We start from the raw sequence: 18,381 nt of genomic DNA, 5'->3' as shown, positions 1-18,381 counted from the left end.
CGATGGAGAGTAAACGTCTGGACAGTGCCGCGCAGGCGGCGGGAATTAGCCTCAGTTACATCAATGCGCACGGCAAACCGCAGTCTATTGGTGCGGACACCAAAAGACGTTTGCTGGATGCCATGCACAAAACCGACGCGAAAGCGTCGGGTGCGCCGGTGCCGAACGTCAAGGTCTTTACCGCGGGCAAAAAGATGCCGCTGGCGGTGGAAGGGCGCGGCGAGTTCAGCTGGCTGCTCACCACCGAAGAGGGGCATCAGCACAAAGGCCATGCCACCGGCGGCAAAACCCTCAACCTTCCGGCGAAGCTGCCGGAGGGCTACCACACGCTTACGCTGACCCGGGACGACCAGCGTTTTCACTGTCGGGTGATTGTGGCGCCAAAGCGCTGCTATGAGCCGCAGGCGCTGCGTGAAGGCAAAAAGCTGTGGGGCGCCTGCGTGCAGCTCTATACCCTGCGTTCGGACAGCAACTGGGGCATTGGCGATTTTGGCGACCTGAAAAAGATGCTGGCATCTGTTGGTGAGCGCGGCGGCGCGTTCATCGGCCTCAACCCGATCCACGCCCTCTATCCGGCGAATCCGGAAAGCGCCAGCCCGTACAGCCCGTCTTCCCGTCGCTGGCTGAACGTGATTTACATCGACGTTAACGCGTTAGACGATTTCAAAAACAGCAAAGAGGCGCAGGCGTGGTGGAAACTTGAGACCACGCAACAGCTGCTGAAACAGGCCCGCGATGCGGACTGGGTGGATTATGCCTCCGTTACCGCGCTGAAAATGGCGGCTCTGCGTCTGGCCTGGAAGGGCTTTGCGAAGCGTGACGACGAGCAGATGGCAGCCTTCCGCCAGTTTGTAATGCAGGAAGGCGAGAGCCTTTACTGGCAGGCAGCGTTTGATGCGCTGCATGCGTATCAGGTTCAGGAGGACGAGATGCGCTGGGGCTGGCCGGTGTGGCCGGAAGCGTATCAGTCCGTGGATACCCCGGAAGTGAAGGCGTTCTGTGAGACGCATGCCGACGAGGTGGATTTCTATCTCTGGTTGCAGTGGCTGGCGTACAGCCAGTTTGCCGCCTGCTGGCAGGTGAGCCAGGGCTATAACATGCCGATCGGGCTGTATCGCGATCTGGCCGTCGGCGTGGCGGAAGGCGGGGCGGAAACCTGGTGTGACCGTGAACTTTACTGCCTGAAAGCTTCTGTGGGGGCGCCGCCGGACATTCTTGGCCCGCTTGGTCAGAACTGGGGCTTGCCACCGATGGATCCGCACGTGATGGCGGCGCGTGCCTACGAGCCGTTTATCGACCTGCTACGCGCTAACATGCAGAACTGCGGCGCGTTGCGTATCGACCACGTGATGTCCGTGCTGCGCCTGTGGTGGATCCCGTACGGTGAAACGGCTGACCACGGGGCGTACGTGCAGTATCCGGTGGACGACCTGCTCTCAATCCTCGCGCTGGAGAGTAAACGTCATCAGTGCATGGTGATTGGCGAAGATCTCGGTACCGTGCCGGTGGAAATTGTCAGCAAGCTCCGCGACAGCGGGGTTTACTCCTACAAAGTGCTCTATTTTGAAAACGACCATGAGAAAACCTTCCGCGCGCCGAAAGCGTACCCTGAACAGTCAATGGCAGTCGCGACGACGCATGATCTTCCTACGCTCAGAGGCTACTGGGAAAGCGGCGACCTGACGCTCGGCAAAACGCTGGGTCTCTACCCAGATGAAGAGGTTCTGCGTGGGCTGTATCAGGATCGCGAGCTGGCGAAGCAGGGGCTGCTGGATGCGCTGCATAAGCATGGCTGTCTGCCGAAGCGCGCCGGGCATAAGGCGTCGCTGATGTCGATGACGCCAACGCTTAATCGTGGCTTACAGCGCTATATTGCCGACAGCAACAGCGCGTTGCTCGGTCTGCAACCGGAAGACTGGATTGATATGGCGGAGCCGGTAAACATCCCCGGCACCAGCTATCAGTACAAAAACTGGCGTCGCAAGCTGTCCACAACGCTTGAAGCGATGTTTGCCGATGACGGGGTGAACAGGTTGATTAAGGATTTGGATAAACGGCGAAAAGCAGCCGCGAAGAAGTGATAAAAAACCCGCCAGTGGCGGGTTTTTTATTGCCCGGTGGCGCTAACGCTTACCGGGCCTACGTGCATTAAGTAGGTCGGGTAAGGCATAGCCGCCACCCGACTTAATACATCAAACCACCATATTCAACAGCAGCACCCCGACCAGACCGCACACCGAAATGATGGTTTCCAGCGCGGACCAGGACTTGATGGTTTCACCGATGGTCAGGTTGAAGTACTCCTTGAACAGCCAGAAGCCCGGATCGTTCACGTGGGAGAAAATCACGCTACCGGAACCAACCGCGATAACCATCAGCTCAGGGCTGACGCCCGTGGTCGCAATCAGCGGCGCAACGATACCGCCCGCGGTAATCGCCGCAACGGTCGCAGAGCCCAGCGCGATACGCAACACCGCGGCAATAGACCATGCCATCAGCAGCGGGGAGACGTTGGTTTCATGCATCATGGCCGCGATGTATTTATCCACGCCGCTGTCGACCAGCACCTGCTTGAACGCGCCGCCACCGCCGATGATCAGCAGCATCATGGCAATGATTTTGATGGAAGAAGTCAGCGTGTCGTTGATCTGATCCATGGAACGACCACGGTTAAGACCGAAGGTGAACATGGCGATCAGGACCGCAATCAGCGTCGCCATCACCGGGTCGCCCAGGAACTCCGCAACGGACAGGAACGCGTGACCTTTCGGCAGAACCATCTCTGCTATGGCACGCATCGCCATCAGGATCACCGGTACCAGTGAGGTCCAGACGCTGACGCCAAAGCCTGGCATCTCTTCTTCAGTAAAGGTTTTGGCGCTGTACAGCCCTTCCGGGATAGGCTTATCAATGCCTTTCAGGAAGCGCGCATACACCGGGCCTGCCAGAATCACCGTCGGGATCGCCAGAATCGTACCAAACAGCAGGGTTTTACCCATATCGGCATGGAAGATGGTGGCGATAGCCGTTGGGCCCGGATGCGGCGGCAGGAAACCGTGGGTGACGGACAGCGCCGCAGCCATCGGCACACCCACGAACAGCAGCGGGATGTTGGCGGCAGCGGCGATGGTGAACACCAGCGGCAGCATCAGCACGAAGCCCACTTCATAGAACAGCGCGAAACCGACGGTAAAACCGGTTAACACCACCGCCCATTGAATGTTCTTCTTACCAAATTTGTCGATCAGCGTGGTGGCAATACGCTGTGCGCCACCGCAGTCCGCGAGCATTTTACCGAGCATGGCGCCGAAGCCCATGATCAGCGCCAGGCTGCCGAGCGTACCGCCGACACCGGCTTTAATGGAGCTGATAACTTTAACCAGCGGCATTCCCTGCATCAGACCGACTGCAAGTGCCACCAGAACCAGAGCGATAAATCCGTTCATTTTGAAGCGGATCATCAAGAGCAGTAATAACACAACACCGATAGCGACGATGACTAATGGCATGATTGACCTGGCCTTTGAATTGTTATGGGTAACGTCATTGTTTCAACGACAAATTCCGGTTGTCCCAACTGGGAACAGAGTGTTAACGGCACTCATACTGATGCCTGCGAAAACGTTAAGTTTAGTCGGCTGTTATAAGGGTGTTGAGTGCCCACGAGAATGATACGGGTAACATGCGGTGATTGAGAATCACCCAGGGAGGCAAAATTTGAATTATGAGACGCAGGTCAACATACAGAGGGGGAGGCAAGAAAAAGTAGGCCCGGTAAGCGCAGCGCCACCGGGCAATACAGACGGGGACTGAATCAGTAGTAAGAGTGCTCGCCGCGCTGGTGCTCGGTCAGATCGCGCACGCCTTTCAGTTCCGGAAATTCGTTCAGCAGCTGCTTCTCGATCCCTTCTTTCAGGGTTACATCAACCATGGAGCAGCCGTTACAGCCGCCGCCGAATTGCAGGATCGCCAGACCATCTTCGGTGATTTCCATCAGGGAAACACGTCCCCCGTGGCCGGCCAGCTGCGGGTTGATCTGCGATTGCAGCAGATATTCCACACGCTCCATCAGCGGGGCATCGTCAGAAACTTTACGCATCTTCGCGTTTGGCGCCTTCAGCGTCAGCTGAGAACCCAGCTGGTCAGTGACGAAATCAATCTCCGCATCTTCAAGATACGGCGCGCTCAGCTCATCAACGTACGCGGTGAGCTGTTCAAATTTAAGGGCAGTGTCAGTTGCTTCCACAGCATCCGGAGGACAATAAGAGACACCACATTCTGCATTCGGAGTGCCTGGATTGATCACAAACACGCGGATCTGCGTCCCTTCTTCCTGATTTGCCAGCAGTTTGGCAAAGTGCGCTTGTGCAGAATCGGAAATACGGATCATAGCTTTGGCCTAATAGTTGACTAAATTACCTGGGTATAATCATACGCCCATTGAAGAAGGGCTACAAGGTACGGCACAGACACCATACCTGAACTGACGCGGCGCCGCTTTGCAAAAGCAGTCGGGAAAGTTCAGCCACGGTACTGCCCGTGGTGACGACATCATCCACAATCGCGATATGGAGGCCGTTGACCGGCAATTCAAGGCGAAAGGCGTTTTTCAGGTTCCTTTTGCGCGACCGGGCGTTGAGCCGGTGCTGAACGGCAGTGGCATGAGTACGTTTCAGCGCAGAGGCTGGGTACCGGCAACCCAGCCAGTGGGCGAGCGGACGGCACAGCAGGTCGCTCTGATTGTATCCCCGCCGCCAGTGCCGACGCTGAAACAGTGGCGCGTTCACAAGCGTGTCGACCGGCGGCAGCCCGCGCGTTCTTCGCGCCTGTAATACCGCCAGTAACAACAGGCGTGCCAGGGGCTGCGCCAGTGCAGTCTGGCTGGAAAACTTAAACTGATGAACCAGACGACTCAGCGGCAAAACGTAATCATCTACCGCCACCAGCGCGCTCCACGGCGGCGCTTTTTTCAGGCAACGGCCGCAGGGGAGCGTCTGGCTTACGGCAGGCAAGCCGCATTGCGGACAGCCCTTCAGGTAACCCAGCGCTCGCGTGCAAACGGAACAGACGCCCCACGCGCTCATCGCAAGTGGCATTCGGCATAGCCAGCACAAGCCGGGCACTGTTAGCATACGCAACCTCCATGTGAAAAAAGAGAACGTTAACTGATGAAGACGCTGTGGTGGCAGACCGTTGGGACGGGAAATTGTCATCTTGTGCTGCTGCACGGATGGGGACTGAACGCCGAAGTGTGGCGTTGCATAAGTGAGGAACTGGCCTCGCAATTCACGGTACACCTGGTGGATCTACCGGGCTATGGCCGCAGCCACGGCTACGGCGCGATGACGCTCGACGACATGGCGGAGCAGGTTCTGGAAGCGGCGCCGCAAAAAGCCGTCTGGCTCGGCTGGAGCCTGGGCGGGCTGGTGGCAAGCCAGATTGCGCTGCGCCATCCTGAACGGGTCCAGGCGCTGATCACCGTTGCCTCATCACCCTGTTTCAGCGCCCGCGAGGCGTGGCCGGGCATCAAACCTGAGGTGCTGGCCGGGTTCCAGCATAAGCTGAGCGAAGACTTCCAGCGGACGGTGGAGCGTTTCCTGGCATTACAGACGATGGGAACAGAAACCGCCCGTCAGGATGCGCGGACGCTGAAGCAGACGGTGCTTTCTCTGCCGATGCCGGAGGTTGAGGTGCTGAACGGAGGGCTGGAAATCCTGAAAACGGCCGATCTGCGCGAGCCGCTGGCGTCGTTAACGGTGCCGCATCTGCGTATTTATGGCTATCTGGATGGACTGGTTCCGCGCAAGGTGGTTCCGCTGCTGGATGCGCTGTGGCCGGAGAGTAAATCAATGGTGGTTGCCAAAGCGGCACATGCGCCGTTCATCTCTCATCCTGCTGAGTTTTGTTCGGCGCTGTCCGGTTTTATCAGCGAAGCGTCCACCACTCCCTGAGACAGGCTTTACCTTCAGGACAACTCTTACAACTGCCGGACAGACAACCGTCCGGCTCTTCCTGAATGCGCACGGCTTTCCCCATGGCCTCCAGCCTTTCCAGCATGGCATCGATCATCGGCTGCGGCGTATGCAGGCTGAGGCTAAGCTGCTTCGCCTCCATTCGTCCCTGTAACGCCAGTAAGTCACGAATCTGAATCAACGATGCCATCTTTCTTCCCCTCAGTGACAGTCGCCCGCAGGGCTGCTACAGCAGGTCGTCGGGGTTTTGCGCGTTGCCAGCAGGTTAACGTCAACGCGGCTACGCGCCCGGCGCAGCAGGCCAATCACCATCACGTTAAACAGGATCACCGCGAGGATACAGACCAGGCTGTAGCGCGGATGCTGGCTGTAATTGACGGCCTGATAAAACACGGTCGCCAGCGAGTAGGCAATGTTCAGCCCCCACAGAATGGAGAAGCCCATCCAGCCGCGGCTGGACTCACGGGCAATGGCGCCCATGACCGAGATGCACGGAATATAGAGCAGGACGAAGATCAGGTAGCTGTAGGCCGCCGACGCGCTGCCAAATTTCTGGCCCATCACGCCCATTGCTCCGGTCGCCATTTCGCCGTCGCCTTTGCTGGCTTCAATCGGGTTCGCCAGTACGCTCAGGCTGAAGGTGTCTTTCAGGCTCTGCCAGGTTTCTTCCACCGCGCCAAGCAGTTCATCGCCGAGGTTGAACGCTGCCGGATTAAATTCCTCTTCCTGGATGTTTTCCGCGGTGTAAAGCGTGTTCAGGGTGCCGACAACCACCTCTTTTGCCATCGCGCCGGTGAACAGGCCCACGGTTGCCTGCCAGTTGTCTTCCTGAACGCCAATCGGTTTGAAGACCGGCGTAATGATCCGGCTGACGGAGGCCAGGGCAGAGTCATTAATGTTGTCCGCGGCCTGGCCGCTCAGAGTGAAGCTGTTCAGGGCGCTCAGGAAAATGCTGACCACCACAATCACCTTACCGGCGCGCAGAACGAAGCCCTTCAGGCGCTGCCATGTCTGAATAATCAGGCTTTTCAGATGCGGAACGTGATAAACCGGCAGTTCCATCACGAACGGCGACGCTTCGCCACGCATGATGGTGTGCTTCAGCATCAGGCCGGTGAGAATAGCCATCACGATACCCAGCACATACAGGGAGAAGACGGCCAGCGCCCCTTCCTGACCAAAGAACGCCGCGGCAAAGACCGCGAAGATCGCCAGCCGCGCGCCGCAGGACATGAACGGCGCCATCATGATGGTCATCAGGCGTTCGCGCGGGGCATCCAGCGTACGCGCGCCCATGACTGACGGCACGTTACAGCCAAAGCCGACAATCAGCGGCACGAAGGATTTGCCCGGCAGCCCCAGCGCCTGCATCAGGCGGTCCATCACGAAGGCGGCGCGCGCCATGTAACCGGAATCCTCAAGGAAGGAGAGGAACAGGTACATCATGCCGATCTGCGGCACCAGCGGCAGGACGGTATTGATCCCGCCGCCGATCCCCTGCGCAAGGAAGATGGTCAACCATTCCGGAAAGTGGAGGGTGTAGCCCAGCCACTGAATACCGTGCACGAAGATAGCGACAGAGCCGCCATCAAAGATAGGTTGTAATGCACCGCCGATGTTAATGGCGAGCAGGAACATCACATACATCACCAGTAAAAAGATCGGTAAACCGAGGAAGCGGTTGAGCACAATTTTATCCACGGCGGCGGTGAAGCGGCTGGGTTCAGCGGTTAATGCATTGCTGACCACGTCACAGATAGCGGCGATGGCCTGATAGCGCGCATCCGCAATGTGCAGGGCCGGGTCATCCAGCTCGTCGCTAAGGCGAGCCTGTGCGACATCCAGCTTATCCGCCGCATCGCCTGCGTAGGCGCGGCTGTAGATATCGCCTTCCAGCATTTGCAGGCCAAGCCACAGACGTTGTCTGGCGGGCATGCTGTTATCCATCTCCTGCGCCAGCTGCCCGGCTTCGCGCAGCAGCGGCTGGGCGTAGTGCACCAGTTCGACGTCGGCATTGCCCGTGTGGCGGTCAATCGCCAGCTTCAGGGCGTCAATGCCGCGAGCGCGGGTGGAAACCAGCGGAACCACCGGGCAGCCCAGACGGGCGGAGAGGGCATCGACGTCGATGCGCAGCTTTTGCTTCTCCGCGATGTCGAGCATGTTAAGCGCCACGATGCAGGGAATACCCAGCTCCAGCAGCTGTAACGTGAGATACAGATTTCGTTCGAGGTTAGAGGCATCCACCACGTTGATAAGCAGATCCGCGTCGCCGCTCAGAATATAGTGGCAGGCAATTTGCTCATCGAGAGAGGTCTGGGATGAAATCGTGGTGAGGGAATAGGTCCCCGGTAAATCAACCAGCGTGACCTGATTATCTGTCGTGGTGAACTGGCCTTCTTTGCGTTCAACCGTCACGCCTGCCCAATTTCCCACACGCTGGCGTGCGCCAGTTAACTGATTAAATAAGGTTGTCTTGCCGGAATTAGGATTGCCAATTAAGCCAATAGTTAATTTTTTCATTGTAGTAGACTCACTGAAACCGCTGGCTTGTTAACGGGATAAAGATTCAATTTCAATTAATGCGAGATCTTTTTTACGCAGAACCAGATTAACGCGTCGGGTTTCGATATGAACTGGATCGCCCAACGGTGCAACGCGCACAACCTGGAATGATGAGCCGGGTAGCATGCCCAGTGACAGGAGCTTCTGCCGATAGGCCGGGCTTATCTCACGGGTAAAACCGATAATTTTCCACGCACTGTCTGGAGTGAATTGCATAGCGCCTGATTCCACGATAGGTTAAATAATCTACACTGCGATGATAATGAGAATAGTTTTTATCAGCAATAATAAAAATGTGACGGGATGTTGTTAATCGTATTAATTTGCGGTCTGCTTGACCTTGCTCAATATTTTCGAAATTGAGGTGAAAATAAAAAGAGGGCTATTTGTTAATGAGGTGATAATTCGTGGTTTAAATATGGATACAACATATTTATTTTAATTCCCTGCGGCCTGCTTGCCGGGCGGCACTGCGTTTGCCCGGCCTACAAAACCGTAGGCCCGGTAAGCGTCGCGCCACCGGGCATTTACAGCATTAGCGTTTCTTACCCATCGCCGCTGCCAGCGCATCCATCATCGCGCTGTTGCCCGCCGGCTGTGCGTCACGTCCGCGTGGCTTCGCGGCTTTCGCTGCCGGACGCTGCTGTTCACGGCCACCGCCATTACCGCCACGGCGCGCGTTAGTGTCGCCCGGCTGCTCGTCCAGACGCATGGTCAGGGCAATACGCTTGCGCTGGAGATCCACTTCGAGCACTTTCACCTTCACGATGTCGCCCGCTTTGACCACGGTGTGCGGATCTTCAACGAACTTGTCGGCGAGGGAAGAGATATGCACCAGACCATCCTGATGCACGCCGATATCCACAAACGCGCCAAAGTTGGTGACGTTGGTTACCGCCCCCTCCAGCACCATGCCCGGCAGCAGGTCGTTCATGGTTTCTACGCCCTCAGCAAAGGTCGCGGTTTTAAACTCAGGACGCGGATCGCGGCCCGGTTTTTCCAGCTCTTTGATGATGTCGGTGACCGTCGGCACGCCGAACTGTTCGTCGGTGAAATCCACCGCTTTCAGGTTACGCAGCGCGCTGCTGTCGCCCATCAGGTCTTTCAGCGCCTGCCGGGTGGCGGCCAGGATACGCTCGACAACTGGATAGGCTTCCGGGTGAACGGTAGAGGCATCCAGCGGGTTATCGCCGTGGTTGATGCGCAGGAAGCCCGCGCACTGCTCAAATGCTTTCGGCCCCAGACGGCTCACCTTCAGCAGCTGCTGGCGGTTCTGGAACTGACCGTTTTCATCACGCCAGGCGACGATATTCTGCGCCATCATACGGGTCAGGCCCGCCACGCGGGTCAGCAGGGGCACGGAAGCGGTGTTCAGGTCCACGCCGACGGCGTTAACACAGTCTTCCACTACCGCATCCAGCTTACGCGCCAGCTGCGTCTGGCTCACGTCGTGCTGATACTGGCCCACGCCGATAGATTTCGGGTCAATCTTCACCAGCTCCGCCAGCGGATCCTGCAAACGACGGGCGATAGAGACCGCGCCGCGCAGGGAAACGTCCAGATCCGGGAACTCCTGCGCTGCCAGTTCCGAGGCGGAATAGACAGATGCCCCCGCTTCACTGACGATCACTTTCTGCGCCGTCACTTTCGGGAACTGCTTCTGCACGTCGAGATAGAAACGTTCAGTTTCTCGGGACGCCGTACCGTTACCGATGGCAACCAGCTCAACGTTGTACTTCTCGCACAGCGCGGCGACGACGACAGCCGCTTTCGCTGCCTGACCGGTGTGCGGGTAAATGGTGTCGGTGGCAACCAGCTTGCCGGTGCCGTCAACCACGGCCACCTTCACGCCGGTACGCAGACCCGGATCGAGACCCATGGTGGCGCGCAGGCCAGCTGGCGCCGCCATCAGCAGGTCGTGCAGGTTACGGGCGAAGACGTTGATCGCTTCGTCTTCGGCGCGCTCGCGCACGGTGCCCATCAGCTCGGTTTCGAGGTGCATCAGCACCTTGATGCGCCAGGTCCAGCTCACCACGCCTTTGCGCCAGCTGTCCGCCGGGGCGTTGTTCAGGCGCAGGCCCAGATGGTCGATAATGATCTGCTCGCAGTGGCTCTCTTTTGGCGGCTCGTCAAACTGTGGATCGGCATTCAGGGAGAGTTGCAGCACGCCTTCGTTACGGCCGCGGAACATCGCCAGCGCGCGGTGAGACGGCGCGGTAGAAATGGGTTCGTGGTGATCGAAGTAGTCGCGGAATTTCGCGCCTTCTTCCTCTTTGCCGGACACCACGGTGGAGACGATATGCGCGTTCTTCCACAGGTAATCACGCACTTTGGCCAGCAGCGCCGCGTCTTCGGCGAAGCGCTCCATCAGAATATAGCGCGCGCCGTCCAGCGCAGCTTTGGTGTCCGCTACGCCTTTATCGGCGTCGATAAATTTGGCGGCTTCGGTTTCCGGATCGTGAGACGGCTCGTTCCACAGCAGATCGGCCAGTGGCTCAAGGCCGGCTTCGATCGCAATCTGCCCGCGCGTGCGGCGCTTCGGTTTGTACGGCAGATAGAGGTCTTCGAGCTCGGTTTTACTCAGGGTACCGTTAATGGCTTTTTCCAGGTCACTGGTCAGCTTGCCCTGCTCGCCGATAGATTTGAGGATCGCCTGACGTCGGTCTTCCAGCTCGCGAAGATAGCCCAGACGGGTCTCCAGGTTTCGCAGCTGCGTGTCATCCAGACCGCCGGTGACTTCCTTACGATAACGTGCAATAAACGGCACGGTGTTCCCTTCATCAAGCAGGCGAACGGCAGCTTCTACCTGTTCGGCTCTGGCCTGAAGTTCACCCGCAATAATGCGGCAGAGCGACTCTTTCATCATGGTCAGTTCATCTTGTGGATCGAAAATCAGGGGGATAGTTATACGGGCTGACACCAAAAAATGCCAGCCGGGGAGGGCGCTCTCGGACTATTTAACATACTCGATTTCGTTGACGTACCAGCTTGCTTCACCCGCAGGCGTCTGGACAACGGCTAAATCGCCTACCTCTTTTTTCAGCAGGGCGCGGGCCATGGGTGAGTCGATAGAAATGTAATCCTTACGACCGAAAATTTCATCGTAGCCGACGATACGAAAACGCAGGGTGTCGCCGCTGTCGTTTTCAATTTCGACCCACGCGCCGAAGAAGACTTTACCTTCCTGCTGCGGGGAGTAATCGACAATTTTGAGATTCTCGAGGCACTTCGTCAGGTAGCGTACCCGGCGATCGATTTCGCGCAGCCGCTTTTTATTGTACTGGTAGTCCGCATTCTCGCTGCGGTCGCCCAGGCTTGCTGCCCAGGTGACTTTTTTGGTCACTTCCGGACGCTCTTCGCGCCACAGGTAATCCATCTCTTTTTTGAGTTTCTCGTACCCTTCACGGGTGATCAGAGGCGTTTTCATGGTGCAGCCTTTAATGCCGGTTAACTGTCTTTGCGCACAATACGTAGCGCACAGTGTAACAGACAAGATTAATAATGATTTATGTGATGAAATGAACAGATAAGCTGCTGTTAAATATGCTTTGTAACAATTTCGTCTAGAATTTATACCAGAATTTGCTGGTCGAACCCGTGCACTTTTTTAGAATACGCTGTTCCAGGCTTATCCGAACCTTTGGGAGTACACACAATGCAAGAGAACTACAAAATTCTGGTCGTAGATGACGACATGCGCCTGCGTGCGCTGCTGGAACGTTATCTGACCGAGCAGGGCTTCCAGGTTCGTAGCGTCGCGAACGCGGAACAGATGGATCGTCTGCTGACGCGTGAATCCTTCCACCTGATGGTGTTGGACCTGATGCTGCCTGGCGAAGACGGGCTCTCTATTTGCCGCCGTCTGCGCAGCCAGAGCAACCCGATGCCGATCATCATGGTGACGGCGAAGGGTGAAGAAGTTGACCGCATTGTCGGCCTTGAGATCGGCGCTGATGACTACATTCCAAAGCCGTTCAACCCGCGTGAACTGCTGGCGCGTATTCGCGCCGTGCTGCGTCGTCAGGCGAACGAGCTGCCGGGCGCGCCATCTCAGGAAGAGGCCGTCATTGCATTCGGTAAGTTCAAGCTGAACCTCGGCACCCGTGAAATGTTCCGTGAAGATGAGCCAATGCCGCTCACCAGCGGTGAGTTCGCGGTGCTGAAAGCGCTGGTCAGTCACCCGCGTGAGCCGCTCTCCCGTGACAAGCTGATGAACCTGGCGCGTGGTCGTGAATACTCCGCGATGGAGCGTTCTATCGACGTGCAGATCTCTCGTCTGCGCCGTATGGTGGAAGAAGATCCGGCGCATCCTCGTTATATACAGACCGTGTGGGGTCTGGGCTACGTGTTTGTCCCGGACGGCTCTAAAGCATGAGGCGAATGCGCTTCTCGCCGCGAAGTTCGTTTGCCCGCACGCTGTTATTGATCGTCACCTTGCTGTTTGTCAGCCTGGTGACGACCTACCTGGTGGTGCTGAACTTTGCAATCCTGCCGAGCCTTCAGCAGTTTAATAAGGTGCTGGCATACGAAGTGCGTATGCTGATGACCGACAAACTGCAACTGGAGGACGGCACGCAGTTGGTTGTTCCCCCGGCGTTCCGTCGGGAAATCTACCGTGAGCTGGGCATTTCTCTCTACTCGAACGAAGCGGCGGAAGATGCCGGCCTGCGCTGGGCGCAGCACTATGAATTCCTTAGCCAGCAGATGGCGCAGCAGCTTGGCGGCCCGACGGAAGTGCGCGTTGAGGTCAATAAAAGCTCGCCGGTTGTCTGGCTGAAAACCTGGCTGTCACCCAACATCTGGGTGCGCGTTCCGCTCACCGAGATTCATCAGGGCGACTTCTCGCCGCTGTTCCGATACACCCTGGCGATCATGCTGCTGGCCATCGGCGGCGCATGGCTGTTTATTCGTATCCAGAACCGACCGCTGGTCGATCTGGAGCATGCGGCATTGCAGGTCGGTAAAGGTATTATCCCACCGCCGCTGCGCGAGTATGGCGCATCGGAAGTGCGCTCGGTAACGCGTGCGTTTAACCACATGGCGGCAGGCGTTAAACAGCTGGCGGACGACCGTACGCTGCTGATGGCGGGGGTCAGCCATGACCTTCGCACCCCGCTGACGCGTATCCGGCTGGCAACAGAGATGATGGGCGAGCAGGATGGTTATCTTGCAGAGTCCATCAACAAGGATATCGAAGAGTGTAACGCCATCATCGAGCAGTTTATCGACTACCTGCGCACCGGGCAGGAGATGCCGATGGAGATGGCGGATCTGAACGCAGTTCTGGGCGAAGTGGTTGCTGCCGAAAGCGGCTACGAACGTGAAATTGCGACCGACCTTCAGGCAGGTGAGATTCAGGTACGTATGCATCCGCTCTCCATTAAACGCGCGGTGGCGAATATGGTGGTTAACGCGGCGCGGTACGGCAACGGCTGGATCAAAGTCAGCAGCGGTACGGAACTCAACCGCGCCTGGTTCCAGGTGGAAGACGATGGCCCGGGCATCAAGCCTGAGCAGCGTAAGCACCTGTTCCAGCCATTTGTGCGCGGCGACAGCGCGCGCAGCACCAGCGGAACCGGCCTGGGCCTGGCGATTGTGCAGCGTATTGTTGATAACCATAACGGACTGCTGGAAATTGGCACCAGCGAGCGGGGTGGTTTGAGCATTCGTGCGTGGTTACCGGTGCCGGTTTTACGGGGGCAGGTGAAAGAGAGTTAAAAAAGGGTGGGGCCTGATGCCCTCACCCCGGCCCTCTCCCACGGGGAGAGGGAGAAAACATTAAAAAAGGCAACTTTCGTTGCCTTTTTGCTTTTACCTTGGTCCCGCACTCACCAGCGCAGCACCGGCCGGGGTGTCGGTATACTTCTCGAAGTTTTCGATAAACAGTTTCGCCAGCGATTCAGCCTTCTCACGCCACTGTTCCGGTGAACCGTAGGTGTTACGCGGATCCAGGATACGCGTATCCACGCCCGGCAGCTCTGTTGGGATCGCCAGATCGAACATCGGCAGCGTAAAGGTCTCAGCGTTATCCAGCGAACCATCCAGAATCGCGTCGATGATGGCGCGTGTATCTTTGATGGAGATACGTTTGCCCGTACCGTTCCAGCCGGTGTTCACCAGGTACGCCTGGGCGCCGGATGCCTGCATGCGTTTCACCAGCACTTCCGCGTACTGCGTTGGGTGCAGCGACAGGAACGCCGCGCCGAAGCAGGCGGAGAAGGTTGGGGTTGGCTCGGTCACACCGCGCTCGGTACCCGCCAGTTTAGCGGTAAAGCCGGAGAGGAAATGGTACTGCGTCTGGCTGGCGGTCAGGCGGGAAACCGGTGGCAGCACGCCGAACGCATCCGCGGTCAGGAAAATCACCTTCGTGGCATGACCCGCCTTCGATACCGGCTTGACGATGTTCTCGATGTGGTAGATCGGGTAAGAGACGCGGGTGTTTTCCGTTTTCGAGGCATCGTCGAAGTCGATAGAACCATCGGCACGCACGGTGACGTTTTCCAGCAGCGCATCGCGGCGAATCGCGTGGTAGATATCCGGCTCTGCCTCTTCCGACAGGCGAATGGTCTTCGCGTAGCAGCCGCCTTCAAAGTTAAACACGCCGTCATCATCCCAGCCGTGTTCATCGTCGCCAATCAGACGACGTTTTGGATCGGTGGACAGCGTTGTTTTACCGGTGCCGGAAAGGCCGAAGAACACTGCTACATCGCCTTTTTCCCCGACGTTCGCCGAGCAGTGCATGGAGGCGATACCGCGCAGCGGCAGCAGGTAGTTCATGACTGAGAACATCCCTTTCTTCATTTCGCCGCCGTACCAGGTACCGCCGATCAGCTGGATACGCTCGGTCAGGTTGAAGGCGATAAAGTTTTCGGAATTAAGACCCTGCTCTTTCCACTGCGGGTTGGTGCATTTCGCGCCGTTCATCACGATAAAGTCAGGGGTGAAGTCTTGCAGTTCTTCATCGGTCGGACGAATGAACATGTTCTTCACGAAATGCGCCTGCCAGGCCACTTCAGTAATGAACCGTACGGAGAGACGGGTGTCGGCGTTAGCGCCGCAGAACGCATCAATAATAAACAGACGCTTGCCGGAAAGCTGATGGGTGACAAGTCCTTTCAGATGCTGCCAGGTTTCCGGGGAGAGCGGTTTGTTATCGTTCTTCCCTTTGCCCTTATCAGCCCACCACAGCGTATCGCGGGTGGTGTCGTCTCGGACGATATACTTATCTTTAGGCGAACGACCGGTAAAAATACCCGTATCGACGGCGATAGCACCCAGGTTCGTCAACACACCGCGCTCGTATCCTTCCAGTGCCGGATTGAGCTCTTCCTGATACAGCGTATCGTAATCGGGGTTGTAGACCACTTCCTGGACGTCGTGAATACCATAAGCCTTGAGATCTTGCGGGGTTAAACCATTAACACGCATATCACTGCTCCTTAGCCAATATGTACTGCCTGAAATTGTAGGGTTTTTCTGGGGATGTTAACCGCGACGGGGCTCATAGATTTACGTATCTGGTCAAAACCCTTACTAACGGAAAACGCTGCGACTCCAGTCACAGGGCGGGCAGATTATCGCAGGAATCGCTTTTTGGATGGGGAAAATGTTCTTAAAAGGTTAATCTCTGGTGAATTTATCCAGAAGAATGTGAATGTAATCGCATACATGTAAGAAAATTACGTAAGGGTTACATTGGGAAAACGATTCAGCTTGGGTGGCGTTTTTTACCCCTCACCCAAAGGGGTGAGGGTGTTCAAGCTCCCTCTCCCCGTTGGGGAGAGGGTTAGGGTGAGGGGAAAGAGGTTTAGTGAACCTGCGGGTCCGCTGGAGAGGCGTTATTGCGGATCTCCGCGATATCCATGGAATTGAACACGTAGTGCGTACCGCAGTAATCACAGTGCATATCGATCTCACCGTCTTCCGCCATGATGCTGTCGATCTCTTCATCCGGCAGCGTTTTCAGGGCGCCAGCACAACGCTCGCGAGAGCAGGTGCACTTAAATTCCACATCCTGCGGATCGTAAACCGTCACTTCTTCTTCGTGGTACAGACGCCACAGCACGTCGGTCGCTGACAGAGTGAACAGCTCTTCCGCTTTGATGGTTTCCGTCAGCGTTGCCAGATGCTCGAAATCATTGGTCTGCGCATCCTGCGCAGGCAGAACCTGAAGCAGCATACCACCGGCAGCAGGCTGACCATCCACTTCACCGGTGCGGATGAACAGGCGGGTTGGCAGCTGTTCGGAACGCATGAAGTAATCTTCCAGGCAGGCGGCAAGCGTGTCGCCTTCCAGACCGACAACGCCCTGATAGCGCTCACCCTCTTCAGGCGAGATCGTGATAACCAGATAGCCATTTCCGACCAGCGTTTTCAGATCCGCATTTTCAGGGATATCGCCCTGAACGCGCGCCACGCCGCGCATCTGCTGCTGGTTATTGCCGTTGATCACCGCCAGCGACATCGGGCCATCACCCTGCAACTGAACGGTAATATCGCCAGCGAACTTCAGCGTGGCGGTCAGCAGGCTGGTGGCAACCAGCAGTTCGCCCAACAGGGTTTTCACCGGCAGCGGGTAGTTGTGGTTTTCCAGAATCTGTTTCCAGGTTTCGGATACGGTGACCAGCTCGCCGCGCACGGCGAATTGTTCAAACAGATAGCGGTGTAATTGGTCGTGTTGGGCCATTTTCATCTCTCGTGCAGGTGAGGGTTACTCGCTCTCACCGTGTTTAAATTTCATCAGATCGCGGCGCTCTTTTTTATCCGGTCGCCGGTCCGGGTGAGGCATGGTCAGCGCATTCATCTTGCGCGCCAGCGCGGTTTTCTCGCGCTTCTCTATGCTTTCGGCCGTCTCTTCATACAGCAAAACGGCTTCGGTTGCGGGCCGCCGCTGCTCGGTAATGGCTTTCACCACCACCGTTTTCTCATCGTTGCCCTGGCGAAGCGTTAGCGTGGCATTCAGTTCAACCAGCTTGCTCGGTTTGCTGCGCTGACCGTTGTAATGCACCTTTCCGCCATCAACCATTTCACGGGCAAGGGCGCGCGTTTTGTAAAAACGGGCGGCCCACAGCCATTTATCCAGTCTTACCCCATCAGAGGGTTTTTCTTTCATGGCGTCTCCTTCACGGTGAGTGAGGGGATCATCCGGCGATAGTCGTTCAGCCCCGGATGTCGCAGATAGCTTTTTTCAGCCAGGCCGGAATCCGGATTAGTCACGCCCAGACAATAGCGAATGCCAAAAGCGGCCGCAGAATCCAGAATCGGCTCGCTGTCGTCAATAAACAGCGTGCGTTCAGGCTGTAAACCGGTCTCTTCCACCACGGCATGCCACAACCGCTGATCCTCTTTCGGATAACCAAATGTGTGGGTGGAAAGCAATAAATCAAGGTGTGAAGCAAGACCGGTATGTTCCAGCTTCACGGCCAGGTTATGGGGATGCGCATTCGTCAGCAAAATGCGGCGCTTACCGCAGGCTTTCAGCGCATCCAGGAACGGGACCGTATCGTCGCGCAGTACAGCGCGTGCGCCCTGGGCGGTGGTCATGGCACAAATATCCAAACCGAGTCGCTCGCTCCAGTAGTCAAGACAGTACCAGTTTAGCGTATGCTGCACCGCGCTATATTGCGAACGAATGAATTCCTGCGCTTCCGCCGGGGAGATCCCCTGCTGTTCACCGTATGTTTCCGGGACCAGCTTTTGCCAGAAATAGTTATCAAAGGCGAGATCAAGCAGCGTGCCGTCCATATCAAGCAGGACGGTATCGACCGCCTGCCAGTCGATATTAAGATGCATAAGGGGGAACTCCAGCCAGAAGAAACGTGCGCGACAGGGTAGCACAACTTGTCGC

General features: G+C 57.0%; 16 protein-coding genes. 4 read left to right on the top strand and 12 right to left on the bottom strand.

The features are described from left to right. Positions 1 to 2 precede the first annotated feature (2 nt). Positions 3 to 2,081 (top strand): 4-alpha-glucanotransferase, encoded by a 2,079-nt coding sequence (gene malQ / locus ACOTWU_RS16200; RefSeq protein WP_045348705.1) that lies wholly within the window; start codon positions 3 to 5, stop codon positions 2,079 to 2,081. 111 nt (positions 2,082 to 2,192) lie between these two features. Here malQ and gntT read toward each other — a convergent pair whose 3' ends face one another. From gntT to gntX, 3 genes are all read right to left on the bottom strand, one after another. Further along, positions 2,193 to 3,509, bottom strand: a complete 1,317-nt coding sequence (gntT, locus tag ACOTWU_RS16195; protein ID WP_017384145.1) for a gluconate transporter — start codon at positions 3,507 to 3,509, stop codon at positions 2,193 to 2,195. 305 nt (positions 3,510 to 3,814) lie between these two features. Next, positions 3,815 to 4,390 carry a Fe-S biogenesis protein NfuA gene (nfuA, locus tag ACOTWU_RS16190; protein ID WP_003861601.1) on the bottom strand — a complete coding sequence of 192 codons (576 nt, stop codon included), beginning with the start codon at positions 4,388 to 4,390 and terminating at the stop codon, positions 3,815 to 3,817. 61 nt (positions 4,391 to 4,451) lie between these two features. Further along, on the bottom strand, positions 4,452 to 5,132 hold the full coding sequence (gene gntX, locus ACOTWU_RS16185; RefSeq protein WP_126499075.1) for a DNA utilization protein GntX: 681 nt from the start codon (positions 5,130 to 5,132) through the stop codon (positions 4,452 to 4,454). 36 nt (positions 5,133 to 5,168) lie between these two features. Here gntX and bioH point away from each other — a divergent pair, with 36 nt between their 5' ends. Beyond that, on the top strand, positions 5,169 to 5,951 hold the full coding sequence (gene bioH / locus ACOTWU_RS16180; protein ID WP_126499076.1) for a pimeloyl-ACP methyl ester esterase BioH: 783 nt from the start codon (positions 5,169 to 5,171) through the stop codon (positions 5,949 to 5,951). Here bioH and feoC read toward each other — a convergent pair. The 5 genes from feoC to greB all read right to left on the bottom strand — a co-directional run bounded on the left by feoC (position 5,926) and on the right by greB (position 11,961). Beyond that, entirely contained in the window at positions 5,926 to 6,162 is a 237-nt protein-coding gene (gene feoC, locus ACOTWU_RS16175) for a [Fe-S]-dependent transcriptional repressor FeoC (RefSeq protein WP_039269603.1), read from the bottom strand. The two genes, bioH and feoC, sit on opposite strands and share 26 nt — an antisense overlap. An 11-nt stretch (positions 6,163 to 6,173) precedes the next feature. Further along, positions 6,174 to 8,492: a Fe(2+) transporter permease subunit FeoB gene (feoB, locus tag ACOTWU_RS16170; protein WP_015571442.1), complete on the bottom strand. Its 2,319-nt coding sequence runs from the start codon at positions 8,490 to 8,492 to the stop codon at positions 6,174 to 6,176. A gap of 30 nt (positions 8,493 to 8,522) precedes the next feature. Continuing rightward, entirely contained in the window at positions 8,523 to 8,750 is a 228-nt protein-coding gene (gene feoA / locus ACOTWU_RS16165; protein WP_015571441.1) for a ferrous iron transporter A, read from the bottom strand. Positions 8,751 to 9,069: 319 nt separating this feature from the next. Beyond that, a complete protein-coding gene (locus ACOTWU_RS16160) occupies positions 9,070 to 11,400 on the bottom strand; it encodes a Tex family protein (protein ID WP_015571440.1) in 2,331 nt (776 codons plus the stop codon). Between the two features lie 87 nt (positions 11,401 to 11,487). Continuing rightward, positions 11,488 to 11,961 (bottom strand): transcription elongation factor GreB, encoded by a 474-nt coding sequence (gene greB / locus ACOTWU_RS16155; RefSeq protein ID WP_017384149.1) that lies wholly within the window; start codon positions 11,959 to 11,961, stop codon positions 11,488 to 11,490. Positions 11,962 to 12,189: 228 nt separating this feature from the next. On the opposite strand from greB, the gene ompR reads away from it, so the two are divergent. Next, the gene (gene ompR, locus ACOTWU_RS16150) at positions 12,190 to 12,909 is read left to right on the top strand and encodes a two-component system response regulator OmpR (protein ID WP_001157751.1); all 720 of its coding nucleotides are present in this window, start codon (positions 12,190 to 12,192) and stop codon (positions 12,907 to 12,909) included. Next, positions 12,906 to 14,252, top strand: coding sequence for a two-component system sensor histidine kinase EnvZ (envZ, locus tag ACOTWU_RS16145; RefSeq protein WP_003861615.1), 1,347 nt, complete (start codon positions 12,906 to 12,908; stop codon positions 14,250 to 14,252). Before ompR ends, envZ begins: the two co-directional genes overlap by 4 nt. A gap of 93 nt (positions 14,253 to 14,345) precedes the next feature. Here envZ and pckA read toward each other — a convergent pair whose 3' ends face one another. The 4 genes from pckA to yrfG form a co-directional block, all read right to left on the bottom strand. Continuing rightward, entirely contained in the window at positions 14,346 to 15,962 is a 1,617-nt protein-coding gene (gene pckA, locus ACOTWU_RS16140; protein WP_017693860.1) for a phosphoenolpyruvate carboxykinase (ATP), read from the bottom strand. Between the two features lie 379 nt (positions 15,963 to 16,341). Further along, positions 16,342 to 17,220: an Hsp33 family molecular chaperone HslO gene (hslO, locus tag ACOTWU_RS16135; RefSeq protein WP_023304550.1), complete on the bottom strand. Its 879-nt coding sequence runs from the start codon at positions 17,218 to 17,220 to the stop codon at positions 16,342 to 16,344. A 24-nt stretch (positions 17,221 to 17,244) separates the two neighbouring features. Beyond that, positions 17,245 to 17,646: a ribosome-associated heat shock protein Hsp15 gene (gene hslR / locus ACOTWU_RS16130; protein WP_003861618.1), complete on the bottom strand. Its 402-nt coding sequence runs from the start codon at positions 17,644 to 17,646 to the stop codon at positions 17,245 to 17,247. Next, positions 17,643 to 18,326: a GMP/IMP nucleotidase gene (gene yrfG, locus ACOTWU_RS16125; RefSeq protein WP_000550486.1), complete on the bottom strand. Its 684-nt coding sequence runs from the start codon at positions 18,324 to 18,326 to the stop codon at positions 17,643 to 17,645. Before yrfG ends, hslR begins: the two co-directional genes overlap by 4 nt. Between the last annotated feature and the right edge of the window lie 55 nt (positions 18,327 to 18,381).

The sequence above is a fragment of the Enterobacter cloacae complex sp. GYL001 genome (genome assembly GCF_049237125.1).
In the GTDB taxonomy this organism is placed as follows: domain Bacteria; phylum Pseudomonadota; class Gammaproteobacteria; order Enterobacterales; family Enterobacteriaceae; genus Enterobacter; species Enterobacter hormaechei_C.
This window is presented reverse-complemented; position numbering and strand designations above follow the sequence as displayed.

Bases quoted from the DNA above. Each gene is read 5' to 3' on its own strand.
- yrfG (WP_000550486.1), bottom strand. From the start codon at position 18,326: ATGCATCTTAATATCGACTGGCAGGCGGTCGATACCGTCCTGCTTGAT.
- feoB (WP_015571442.1), bottom strand. From the start codon at position 8,492: ATGAAAAAATTAACTATTGGCTTAATTGGCAATCCTAATTCCGGCAAG.
- feoA (WP_015571441.1), bottom strand. From the start codon at position 8,750: ATGCAATTCACTCCAGACAGTGCGTGGAAAATTATCGGTTTTACCCGT.
- bioH (WP_126499076.1), top strand. From the start codon at position 5,169: ATGAAGACGCTGTGGTGGCAGACCGTTGGGACGGGAAATTGTCATCTT.
- hslR (WP_003861618.1), bottom strand. From the start codon at position 17,646: ATGAAAGAAAAACCCTCTGATGGGGTAAGACTGGATAAATGGCTGTGG.
- gntX (WP_126499075.1), bottom strand. From the start codon at position 5,132: ATGCTAACAGTGCCCGGCTTGTGCTGGCTATGCCGAATGCCACTTGCG.
- greB (WP_017384149.1), bottom strand. From the start codon at position 11,961: ATGAAAACGCCTCTGATCACCCGTGAAGGGTACGAGAAACTCAAAAAA.
- gntT (WP_017384145.1), bottom strand. From the start codon at position 3,509: ATGCCATTAGTCATCGTCGCTATCGGTGTTGTGTTATTACTGCTCTTG.
- malQ (WP_045348705.1), top strand. From the start codon at position 3: ATGGAGAGTAAACGTCTGGACAGTGCCGCGCAGGCGGCGGGAATTAGC.
- ACOTWU_RS16160 (WP_015571440.1), bottom strand. From the start codon at position 11,400: ATGATGAAAGAGTCGCTCTGCCGCATTATTGCGGGTGAACTTCAGGCC.
- nfuA (WP_003861601.1), bottom strand. From the start codon at position 4,390: ATGATCCGTATTTCCGATTCTGCACAAGCGCACTTTGCCAAACTGCTG.
- pckA (WP_017693860.1), bottom strand. From the start codon at position 15,962: ATGCGTGTTAATGGTTTAACCCCGCAAGATCTCAAGGCTTATGGTATT.
- ompR (WP_001157751.1), top strand. From the start codon at position 12,190: ATGCAAGAGAACTACAAAATTCTGGTCGTAGATGACGACATGCGCCTG.
- hslO (WP_023304550.1), bottom strand. From the start codon at position 17,220: ATGGCCCAACACGACCAATTACACCGCTATCTGTTTGAACAATTCGCC.
- feoC (WP_039269603.1), bottom strand. From the start codon at position 6,162: ATGGCATCGTTGATTCAGATTCGTGACTTACTGGCGTTACAGGGACGA.
- envZ (WP_003861615.1), top strand. From the start codon at position 12,906: ATGAGGCGAATGCGCTTCTCGCCGCGAAGTTCGTTTGCCCGCACGCTG.